Source organism: Sediminibacterium sp. FW305-C-49 (assembly GCF_058231085.1).
Genome location: NZ_JBIQXS010000002.1, coordinates 1067951 through 1080451 on the forward strand (window position 1 = coordinate 1067951; position 12501 = coordinate 1080451).

General features: G+C 42.6%; 6 protein-coding genes. 5 read left to right on the forward strand and 1 reads right to left on the reverse strand.

Annotated elements, in window-relative coordinates; translation table 11 throughout:
* Positions 1–777, reverse strand: a complete 777-nt coding sequence (locus tag ACH3Z1_RS12155) for a LytR/AlgR family response regulator transcription factor (RefSeq protein WP_490822250.1) — start codon at positions 775–777, stop codon at positions 1–3.
* 338 nt (positions 778–1115) lie between these two features.
* Between ACH3Z1_RS12155 and ACH3Z1_RS12160 the strand changes: the two genes are divergently transcribed.
* From ACH3Z1_RS12160 to ACH3Z1_RS12180, 5 genes are all read left to right on the forward strand, one after another.
* Positions 1116–1547, forward strand: coding sequence for a hypothetical protein (locus tag ACH3Z1_RS12160; RefSeq protein ID WP_490822251.1), 432 nt, complete (start codon positions 1116–1118; stop codon positions 1545–1547).
* Positions 1548–1556: 9 nt separating this feature from the next.
* On the forward strand, positions 1557–7442 hold the full coding sequence (locus tag ACH3Z1_RS12165; protein ID WP_490822252.1) for an HYR domain-containing protein: 5886 nt from the start codon (positions 1557–1559) through the stop codon (positions 7440–7442).
* Between the two features lie 134 nt (positions 7443–7576).
* Positions 7577–9202: an ABC-F family ATP-binding cassette domain-containing protein gene (locus ACH3Z1_RS12170; protein ID WP_490822253.1), complete on the forward strand. Its 1626-nt coding sequence runs from the start codon at positions 7577–7579 to the stop codon at positions 9200–9202.
* Between the two features lie 102 nt (positions 9203–9304).
* The gene (locus tag ACH3Z1_RS12175) at positions 9305–9682 is read left to right on the forward strand and encodes a retropepsin-like aspartic protease (protein ID WP_490822254.1); all 378 of its coding nucleotides are present in this window, start codon (positions 9305–9307) and stop codon (positions 9680–9682) included.
* Between the two features lie 87 nt (positions 9683–9769).
* Positions 9770–12328 carry a M14 family metallopeptidase gene (locus ACH3Z1_RS12180; protein WP_490822255.1) on the forward strand — a complete coding sequence of 853 codons (2559 nt, stop codon included), beginning with the start codon at positions 9770–9772 and terminating at the stop codon, positions 12326–12328.
* Positions 12329–12501 lie beyond the last annotated feature (173 nt).

Genomic DNA, 12501 nt, shown 5'->3' on the forward strand with positions numbered 1-12501 from the left:
CTAATCGCCGAATCGTTTTAATAATTTTTTTTCAACCACCGATTCAATCAGGTTCTGGCGATAGGATGTACTAACGGGTATCGCTGTCTTGTCGAGCAATAATATTTCCGCATTATTAACAGAACTAACCTGTAACAGGTTAACGATAAACTGGCGATGCACACGCCTGAAAATTTTAGCTGACAATTGCTTTTCGATATTTTTCAGGCTCACTAATACCACAAATTTTTTCTGACCAACGGTGTGGATTTTCGAAAAATCGCCCATGCTTTCAATATGGGTGATGTCGTGTATATTCAGCTTGTTGTAATTATTATTCTCTTTAATGAAGAAAAAGTTTTCTGTTGAAACCTGGCTGCCGATCTCTATCAGTGGGGTATCGGCAACAACTTTCTCACTATAGAGCTTAGTGTTGTTTTTTATTTCAATATACTCTATTGCTTTGTCAACTGCTTTCTGAACACGTTCAAAACTGGCAGGTTTTACGATATAATCTATGGCGTCGAGGTTATAACTTTCTGCTGCATATTCCGGGTATGAGGATACGAAAATGAAAACTGGTGGTTTTGCGATGCCTTTTAACAAGTCAATTCCATTGAGTCGGGGCATATCTATATCTGAAAAAACAATATCGACAGATTGTTTTTTTAAAAAAGCGGCTGTTTCTTCTCCATTGGCGCATTCCGTGAGCACTTTTATGTTCTTTACTCTCGAGAGGTGTAAGGCGAGAGCATCTCTTTCAATCAGATTGTCATCTGCAATTATTGCGGTGTACATAGGGCTACAGGGTATTGAATAATGTTCATGTAAATATAGGAAGCCATAACTAGTTGATTAAAAAGAATTTCCACATCAGTTTCGATCAGGTATTGTCAAAAAGACAATACCTGATTTTGTGTAGGGCTGTTTTTAGTCTACTGAGATAGCCGTTTAGTCGATTTTATAGCTATCGTTATCAAATGCTTATTTTCTGTTAACATATTATGTAGACATTCACTTTGCGTAGTATATATACTACGTGTTACCATCACTGTAAACTACATATAGGCTATCTGATTGTTCTATTGTGGTTTGTTTGATGGAGTACTCATCCGTATTAACCAAAATTAACTGCTATGAAAATGCTTCAAAAGCGGTACGGCATTCTATTGCCTGTACTTTGTTTCTTTTTGTCTCTTTCTTTTTCCCTCCAGGCCAAAACTTATCAACCAAAAGAAGAGGTTGTATACAAAAACTGGGATAAACTGGGTGAATCCAGTAATCATATCGATGTATTTGCGCGTGTTATTAAATGTACATCAGCCAACCAGGTTCACCTGATGGTTTTCAATGAAAGCAGTGTAGACCAGGTTAGCAAATTTGTGATTGAAGTAACCAATCCTGCTACCCAGCAGAAATTCAGCAAGGAAGTTTCATTCAGCACCATCAAAGCTACTATTTATAAAGCTGAGTGTAACAGTGATACGTCTACTGATGCACTTAAAATCAACCTGCCAGAAGGGTATGATCCCGCACAGGTGAAAATCACCATTGAATTCAAATCCTAAACCCCTGATATGAAAAGAATATTACTATTACTTATGGTCATACTGATGTCCTGCACAACCCTGTTGCAGGCACAGGTATGTAATAAGCCCACCATCAATAGTTTCTCCCCGGTAACGGGATTTATTGGTAGTGTGGTAACCATTAATGGATCGAATTTTGATCCGATACCGGCCAATAACCAGGTTTTTTTTGGCGCAACACAGGCAGAAGTTTTATCTGCCACTTTTGGTGTGCTCGAAGTAAGGGTTCCGGTAGGGTCTACCTATGGCCCCATTACAGTTCGTAATGCCTGTGGTTTAATTGGTAGTTCGCCACTTTCCTTTAATGGGATTTTTTGTGGTACAACTATTACCAATACAACGTACAATACTGAGAACTATTCTGCCAATGTAAGTGGTGGTTACCAGATGATATCCCAGGATATGGATCTGGATGGCAAACCCGATCTGTTGGTTTGTGGTTTTACTGCCAATAAGGTTTCTGTGATGCGTAACATGAGTACGCCCGGTAATTTTAATTTTGCACCCAAATTCGATCTTGCTTTTGCAGGTGCTACTCGTTGTATAGCACCAGGTGATTTTGATGGTGATGGTAAAATTGATATAGCAGTAGTGGATAATGGCGTAGGTATCCGTATCTATAAAAATACCAGTGTGCCTGGCACATTAAGTTTTAGCGGTCCTATCAACCTTACTGCCTCAGGTGCATACCAGATGTCTGTTGGAGATATTAATGGAGATGGTAAAATGGATCTGGTTTATGGTAGCAGCAGTAGTGTTGGTACTTATCGCAACACTTCAACTGGTGGTACCATTAGCTTTGCTGCCGCCGGAACGTTTAGCAATACTTATTATCTTACAGGGGTGGCCATTGCAGACGTTGATGGCGATGGTAAACCAGATGTAGGTACCAGTTGTCCGAGTGATAACAGGGTAACTGCTTTGCGTAATACAACTGCCGTAGGTGCAACAACCTTCTCTTTCCAGACTCCTGTATCGTACCCAACCAATTCAGCCTATCCGTATCGTCTTTTCCTGGGCGATTTTGATAAAGATGGTAAGATTGATTTTACCACAAATAATTTCAGTGGCGGAACCGTTTCTGTATTCAGAAATACATCGGTTCCCGGAACCATATCATTTGCAGCTACTGTAAATGTTACCAGCCCTTCATCCAACTATCGTATTGGCGTGGGTGATGCGGATGGTGATGGTAATGTGGATCTGATTACAAAGTCAAGTGGAGTAAGTGTGTTTTCGGTATATAAAAATACCAGCACCGGACCCGGAAATATTTCTTTTGCAACAAGAGTAGACTATCCAAGCCTTGCAGAAACAAGCGGTGTTTTGATTGGCGATCTGGATGGTGATAATGTACCCGATATCGCAACAAGTGGTATCAGCTACAACACACTCCGTATTTACAGAAATAACAGCACTGTTGTAGATAATACTGCACCAACTGCTTCCTGTAAAAATATAACAGTGGCACTTTCACCTGCAGGTACTGTAACCATTACACCTCAAATGGTGGATAATGGTTCAAGTGATGCTTGTGGAATACAATCATTGGCATTGAGTAAAACCAATTTTACCTGTGCAGATATTGGCGCCAATAATGTAACCTTAACAGTTACAGACCGTGCCGGAAATGTTTCAACCTGTACTGCTGTAGTAACTGTAGCACCTGCTGCTGTTATTATAACAGGTCAGTCAACTGTTTGTCAGGGACAAACAGTAACCATGAATGCCAATCCTGGTGATAGTTACCAATGGCAGAAAGATGGTGTTGATATTAATGGAGCAACTTCTCAAACTTATGTGGCAACTGAAACAGGTAATTATTCTGTAACAGTAACCAATGCAGGAGGATGCTCTGGAACTTCAAGCCCGGTAACTGTAACAGTTAGTCCGGCTCCTGTTGTTACCACGACACCATCAGGTAATACAGCACTCTGTAATGGGTCGCTGGTGATTACAGCAAGTGCAGGTAGTGTGTATCAGTGGAGCAATGGTGCAACAACACAATCTATAACAGCTACACAGGCTGGTTCTTATACGGTAACCGTTACCAACCAGTTCGGATGTACCAATACATCTGCACCGGTAGTAGTAGGGGCAACAGATAATGTGCCACCGGTAGCAAAATGTAAAAATATTACAGTAGCCATCAACTCAAACGGTACTGCTGCGATAACAGCAGCTTCTGTAAATGATGGCAGTATTGATAATTGCAGTGCAGTAACACTGTCTGTCACTGGTCAGACTTCTTATAGCTGTGCCGATGTAGGTAATACTTTCAATGTAGTATTAACAGTAACAGATGCACAAGGTAACCAGAGCAGTTGTACGGCAACAGTAACGGTAACAGATCCGGGTTCTTATTGTAACCAGCCTCCTGTTGCAGTATGTAAACCTTTGACAGTTTCTGCCAATGCAAATTGTCAGGCTGTTGTGGCGGCTGCCGATTTCAACAATGGATCAAGTGATCCGAATGGTGATGCATTAACCTATAGTGTATTACCTGCAGGACCTTATGCAAAAGGTGTAACCAATGTAGTATTAACGGTTACAGACAGCAAAGGTGCAAGCAGTACCTGTTCAACTACTATTACAGTGGTAGATGATCTGGCACCAGTGGTAGCAGCTCCGGCTAATGTAACGGTGAATACAGATGCTGGCTTGTGTATTGCAACCAATGTAAATCTGGGAACACCAACTGTTACAGATAATTGTACAGGATGGACTGTAACAAACAACGCACCTGCTCAGTTTGAAAAAGGTGTAACGAATGTTACATGGACAGTAACAGATGCAAGTGGTCATGTAACAACTGCTGTACAAACGGTAACAGTAAAAGATGTCACAGCACCAGTAATTGTATGTCAGCCAAACGTGGCTAAGAATAACGATCCGAACAAATGCGGAGCGGTAGTAAACTATGCAGTAAATGCAACAGATAATTGTGTTGGCCCATCTGGCAGCTTAACGTTTGCCTATACGGGTTCAATCATCAACTGGACTGTTCCTGCTGGTGTTACGAAGATTAATATCAAAGCATTTGGCGCTCGTGGTGGTAATAGCGTCAATGGTTTTGGTGGTGGTGGAAATGGAGGTAAAGGTGCATCTATACAAGGTGACTTTACTGTGGTGCCCGGACAGGTATTGAAAATACTTGTTGCAGGACATGGTGAAGATGCCATCAATAATCAGAATGTATTAAATACCGGTGGCGGTGGTGGTTCCTTTATCTGGAACAGCACTTCCGGTAATTCACTCATGCTTGCAGCAGGTGGTGGAACCGGTTTAGGAACTTGTAATTCACAACAAGCCAAACCAGGTCTGGCTACTTTAGGCGGATCAGGTAACGGCGGACTAGGTGGTAACTTCAATTGCGGCATCAATAATGGTGGCGGCGGAGGAGCCGGCTGGTTATCAAATGGTGCTGGTACAACTGTTAACCCTAATATGGGTGGTAAATCGCCTTTGAATGGAGGTAATGCTGGTTTAGCTGGCGCAGCCGCAGGTGGATATGTTGGTACTGCCGGAGGTTTTGGTGGTGGTGCCGGTGGTGGTGGTAACTGTGGTGGCCCAGGTGGTGGTGGCGGTTATACCGGTGGTAATGGTGGCGATAATACCCTTTGTGGTGCAGGTACACAACCTGTAAGTGGTGGTACATCTTATAACCTCGGAACAAACCAGGTAAATATTACAGGTGTAAATGATGGCCATGGTCAGGTAATCATCAGCTACCAGGGCTCATCGGCAACGATTACCCAGACAGCAGGCTTACCAAGTGGATCTTTATTCCCTGTAGGTACAACAACCAATACATTTGTTGCTACTGACGAATCAGGCAATACATCAACTTGCAGTTTCGATGTGGTTGTAACAGATACAGAAAAACCTGTTATCAGTAATATGCCATCAAACATCACTGTATCAAATGATGCTGCTGTTTGTGGTGCTAAAGTAAACTGGACTGCTCCAACTGCAACAGATAATTGTCCTGGAGTGGTGCTTATATCATCTCATCAGTCGGGCGATCTTTTCCCTGTTGGTAACACAACTGTTACATATACAGCTACTGATGCTTATGGTAATGCAATCAGCGGATCATTTACTGTAACAGTAAATGACACAGAGAAACCAGTGATCAATGGATTACCAGCGAATATCACTGTATCAAATGATGCAGGTGTTTGCGGAGCCAATGTAAGCTGGACTGCAGCAACTGCTGCTGATAATTGTGCAGGTGCAACCATTGCTTCTTCACATGTATCCGGACAACAGTTCCCGATCGGAACAACAACGGTTACTTATACAGCAACCGATGCAGCAGGTAACACAACAACCGGAACATTCACTGTAACAGTAAATGATACGGAGAAACCCGTCATCAGTGGATTACCAGCAAATATTTCTGTATCAAATGATGCAGGTATTTGTGGAGCCAATATAAGCTGGACTGCAGCTACAGCTACTGATAATTGTGCAGGTGTAAGCATTGTTTCATCGCATGTATCTGGTCAGCAATTCCCTGTAGGTACAACAACTGTTACTTACACAGCAACAGATGCGGCAGGTAACAGCACAAGTGCAACCTTTACTGTAACGGTAAATGATACGGAAAAACCAGTGATCAATGGATTGCCATCAAATATTGCTGTATCGAATGATGCAGGCGTATGTGGAGCCAAAGTAAACTGGACTGCTGCTACAGCAACTGATAATTGTCCTGGTGTAAACATTGTTTCATCGTATGCATCTGGTCATCAGTTCCCTGTTGGAACAACAACAGTTACGTATACAGCAACTGATGCAGCAGGAAATACAACAACCGGAAGTTTCACTGTAACTGTTACAGATAATGAAGCACCAAAAGCCAATTGCAAACCTGTTACGGTTACACTGGTAAATGGTATTGCAACCATTACGGCTGCTTCAGTAAACAATAACAGCACAGATAATTGCGGTATAGCATCCATGAGCCTGTCTAAAACAAGTTTCACTTGTGCAGAAATTGGTTCAAATACGGTGACTCTTACCGTAACAGATATCTATGGTAATTTGTCAACCTGTACTGCGGTGGTTAATGTAGTGGGTACTATTCCAACTGCAACCATCACAGCCATACCTGCCAATTCAACTTACACAGGTGGTGTTCCAACCAATATTTACCTGGGTTATGGATCACAGAGTGTAACACTTGCGGTAAATGCAGTAAATGGTGCGCCATATACTTATTCATGGACAGGTAACGGCACATTAAGCAATACAACCAGCGGAAGCCCTGTATTTGCACCGACTGCAGCCGGACTGTACACATTCACTGTTGTAGTAACCAATGTGAATGGTTGTGTAACTACATCAAGTATATCTATCTGCGTGAAAGATATCAGGGTACCTGGAACCGACGGTAAGAAAGTATATGTATGCCACGTGCCTCCAGGTAATAAGAGCAATCCGCAAACACTGTCTATCAGCGTAAATGCGGTGAGTTCACATCTTGGACAGCACAGTGATGACAGATTAGGTAGCTGTGACCAACAACCTTGCGGCGGACCAGTGAATGCATCACAGTCTACAGAGAACAAGGCAACGGCTATGGCTGAAACAGCGAAAGTGAATACTTCAACTGAAGAAACACTGAAAGTAACCGTAATGCCAAACCCAAGTGCAACTATCTTCACACTCAAACTGCAGAGCAAAAACAATGCGCCGGTTCAACTGCGTATTACAGATGCAACAGGAAGAGCAGTAGAAAGCAGGGCTAACCTAGGTGCCAACAGCACGGTACAGGTAGGTAGTAACTTTATAAGCGGTACTTATTATGCAGAGTTTACCCAGGGTAACCAACGCAAAGTGGTACAACTGATTAAAGTGAGACGATAGCGTTCAGTTTTTAATAGGATAAAGGGGGTTGTCTGAAAAGACAGCCCCTTTTTGTTGATACAGGGCCAGTTATGAAAAAAGGTGAAAATCCGCTCATTAACCGTAATTTTGCGCCCTGAAAACAAAGCAAAGCAATGATCAGCGCAAGAAATATCACCCTCGCATATGGTAAAAGGGTATTGTTTGATGAAGTAAACATCAATTTCATCAAGGGTAACTGTTATGGTGTTATTGGGGCCAATGGAGCCGGGAAATCTACTTTCCTCAAAATCCTGAGTGGCGAAATAGAACCCAATAAAGGAACCGTAGAAATTACACCCGGTGAAAGGATGTCGTTTCTTAAACAGAACCAGTTTGAATTTGACGAGTGTACGGTCTTAAATACCGTTCTGATGGGCCACCAGAAAATGTGGAATATCATGCACGAAAGAGAAGCCATTTATGCCAAAGCCGATTTCTCTGAAGAAGATGGTATCCGCGCCGGAGAACTGGAAGCTGAATTTGGTGAGATGGGAGGTTATACCGCCGAAAGCGATGCTGCTACATTGCTGAGCAGTCTGGGCATCAAAGACGATATGCACAGCAGCCTCATGAAAGACATCCCGTCGAACATGAAAGTGCGTGTGTTACTGGCCCAGGCATTATTTGGTAATCCCGATATTCTCCTGCTCGATGAGCCTACCAATGGTCTGGATATTGAAACCATCGGCTGGCTGGAGAACTTCCTGGCAGATTATGAAAACATTGTACTGGTGGTGAGTCACGACCGTCACTTTCTCGATACTGTTTGTACGCATGTGGCTGATGTGGATCGTGCAAAAATCAAAGTATTCACCGGTAACTATACATTCTGGTATGAGTCATCGCAGTTAATGAGCCGCCAGATCAATGATAAGAATAAGAAAACAGAAGAAAAACGTCAGGCACTCATAGACTTTATCGCACGATTCTCTGCGAATGCCTCAAAGAGTAAACAGGCAACTTCAAGAAAGAAAGCACTGGAGAAACTGACGATTGAAGAAATTGAACCATCCAACAGAAAATATCCGGGTATCATCTTCCAGCCATTGCGTGAAGTAGGTAACCAGATACTGAATATTGAAAGCCTGAAAAAATCGGTGGATGGTCGTGTGCTGTTTGATAAAGTCAATTTCAGTATCAATAAAGGTGAAAAAATTGCTTTCCTGAGTAAGGATCCATTGGCCGTAACCAGTTTCTTTGAAATCATCAATGAAAATGCACAGGCCGATGCAGGAAAATTTGAATGGGGAACTACCATTACCAAAGCCTACCTGCCTGTTGAGAACAATGAATTTTTTACAGAAGGACTGAACCTCATGGATTGGCTGCGTCAGTTTGTGCCATCGCATGTAACAGATGCAGATGAACCATTTATCCGTGGTTTCCTTGGTAAGATGCTGTTCAGTGGTGATGATATCATGAAGAAGACCAATGTACTCAGTGGAGGCGAAAAAGTAAGGTGTATGGTGAGCAGGATGATGCTGCAAAATCCAAACCTTGTTGTACTCGATCAGCCTACCAACCACCTCGATCTGGAAAGTATACAGAGTTTTAACGAAGGATGTATCAGCTTCCCTGGGATTGTATTGTTAACATCGCATGACCACACATTTATGCAAACAGTGGCCAACAGAATTATAGAGTTAACACCCAAAGGTATCATTGATCGCCTGATGACATTTGATGAGTACATGGAAGATAAACGTGTGAAGGAATTGAGAGAAGAACTCTATGCGTAATTCGCCTGAAGCGTAGTGTGGTAGCGTATTTCCCGCAAATCTTTTTCGAATGGTTGTTTTTATGTTAGTGAATAGTAAATTAGCATAAAACAACCATTTTTTATGTCTGTAATCAAACTGCCATTATTATTTACCGGCTCGCTGGGAGAGAAGAGATTATATACTTTGTTTGATAGTGGGGCTAATCTTTCTTGTATCCATCCTGATTTTGTAGAAGGCTTGGAGTATCCAAATCCACTGAGTGAAACAAGAAAAATAATTACAGCAAGTGCAGGACATTTTATTGAAGTGACGCATAGGATAACTGTCGATTTCTGGATAAATGATGTTTTTGTAAGTGATGAGTTTTTAATTGTACCCGGCTTAACTGAAGACGCTGTAATAGGAGCAGTTACGATGCAGAAGTGGCGCATGAAACTGGATTTTGATCATGATATGGTTCATGTAGATCCCAAAGTGATGATCATGCAACTCATTTAAGTTATATAAAAAACAATTCACCCAGCCATCCACGACCAGCGGATGGCTTTTTTGTTTTCACTATCTTAGGCACCCTAAACAAAAAACATGAGAAATCTGCTACTGGCCAGTTTACTGGTTTTATCTCTATCTGTTCATGCACAGGAACTGGGTTATTACCTCCCCAAAAATGTGAGCTATAATGCAGCCATTCCAACTCCATCATCTGTTATCGGACATGAAGTGGGTGAGTGGCATGTAACACACGACCGTCTGGTGAATTATATGAAAGCGGTTGATGCCGCTTCCGACCGCGTAACACTGCAACAACTCGGGACTACCTATGAAGGAAGACCACAGTTGGCACTTGTGATTACTTCACCCAAAAACCAACAGAACCTTGAACAGATCCGCCAGCAACATGTTCAGTTAACCAATACGGCACAATCAGGTTCACTCAATGTAAATGATATGCCCATCGTGGTATGGATTGGTCACAGCATACACGGAAATGAGAGCAGTGGCTCCAATGCATCGCTGCTCACCACTTATTACCTTGCCGCAGCACAAGGACCAGAAGTAGATGCTTTACTCGATAAAACAGTGATTCTGCTTGATCCGTCCTTTAATCCGGATGGATTGAACCGTTTTGCTACCTGGGCCAATATGCACAAGAGCCAGACACTGGTTGCCGACCCGCAAGCCAGAGAGTTTAACGAAGTATGGCCTGGCGGACGTTTCAACCATTACTGGTTTGATCTGAACAGAGACTGGTTACCTGCTCAGCACAGGGAGAGCCAGAACAGGTTACAGCTTTATCACAACTGGAAACCCAATATTCTTACGGATCATCATGAAATGGGAAGCAATGCCTCCTTCTTTTTTCAGCCCGGTGTACCATCAAGGGTAAACCCCAATACACCTTCCAAAAACCAGGAACTTACCGGAGCCATTGGTAATTTCCATGCTAAATTTTTTGATAGTATCGGGTCACTCTATTTTACCAAAGAAGGATACGATGATTTCTATTATGGTAAAGGATCCACTTATCCCGATATCAACGGAGCAGTAGGTATTTTGTTTGAACAGGCCAGCAGCCGCGGACACGCACAGGAAACAGAAAACGGATTGCTCACTTTTGCCTTTACGATTCGTAATCAGTTTACCGCTGCATTATCAACACTGGCAGCCGCAAAAACGCTGCGAGTTGATATGTTGAAATACCAGCGCGATTTTTATAAGGAAGTAGAAAAAGAAGCTGCAGCCTATCCGGTAAAAGCATTTGTAGTGGGCGATCAATACGATAAAACCCGCACCAATACATTTATTCAAATGCTGTTAAGACATGAAATAGATGTTTTCCATCTGAAGCAGGATTTTTCGGGAGATGGAAAACAGTTTAAAGCAGGCCAGGCATTTGTTATACCTGCTACACAGAAGCAATTCAAGATCATTAAAACGGTATTTGAAAAAACCTTTGAATACAAAGACAGTCTGTTTTACGATGTAACTGCCTGGACCATGTCATTGGCTTTTGGTATGCCTACGGCAGAAGTAAAAACAGGATACGATCAGTTAATGGGCGCCAAAGTCATCAATGCCGTTCCGTTGAGTATGCCCATCATGAATTTATCACCCAATGCGGCAGCTTATGCATTTCGCTGGGACGATTACAATGCACCGAAAGTGTTGTATCGTTTACAATCAAAAGGAATAAAAGCCAAAGTGGCTACTCAGAAATTTAAGATGATGGTAGATGGAAAGGAAGAATCTTTTGAATACGGAACCATCATCATTCCAACTGCTACCCAAACAGTAAAAGGAGCAGCCCTAGCCAGTCTGATTGGAACAGAAGCTGCCGGTACGAATGTAGATGTGTATACATTGCCTACAGGATTGGCCGGTGGTGGAATTGATCTGGGAAGTGCCAGCTTCAATAATGTGAAACAACCCAAAGTAATGATGTTTGGCGGTAATGGTACGAGTGCTACCGATGTGGGAGAAATATGGCACATGATCGATATTCGTTACAATATTCCGGTGAGTATTGTGGACGTTGACCGATTTAATTCTATCAATGCAGACAGGTATAATGTGATCATCATGCCATCGGGTTCTTATAATAACCTGACCAAGCCTGCACAGGATAAACTGAAAGAATGGATCAGCGGAGGAGGTACTTTGGTTGCCACTGAAGATGCCACCAAATGGTTGTCGACCAACGGCTTTACTCGCGTCATCTTTAAAACTGCAGACGAAAAACGCGATACCACACTTCAGTTGCCTTATTACCTCCGTTCCGATGAAATGAGGGCAAAAGATATGGCTGGTTCATTGTTTGAGGCAAAAATGGATCTCACACATCCACTGGCCTATGGTTACCGCGATCCGTCTGTAAGCATCTTTAAATCGAATACCCTGTTTATGGACCAGAACAACAATCCATACGATTCACCTGTGATGTACACCGATAATCCGCTCCAGAGTGGTTATTTATACAGGGGATACAAGGATGTGGTAAAGAAAACAGCGGCGATCAATATCGATGGGGTAGGAAGGGGTAAAGTGATTTCCATGGTCGATAACCTCAATTTCAGGGCATTCTGGCTGGGAACTTCCAAGCTGTTTATGAATGCAGTGTTTTTTGGGGATATTATCAGGCCTTAGGAGGAAAGTCCGGAAGTCCGTAAGACCGAAAGACGACCGGAAGACCAGGAGTCCGGCAGATGATTTTCTGTGTTCCTCAGTGTTTTCAGTGGCAATTATAACGCCCCTGACGACACTGAGAAACACAGAATTTATTTTTAGAATATGTCTTCCGCAACCTGCTTTCGGACTCC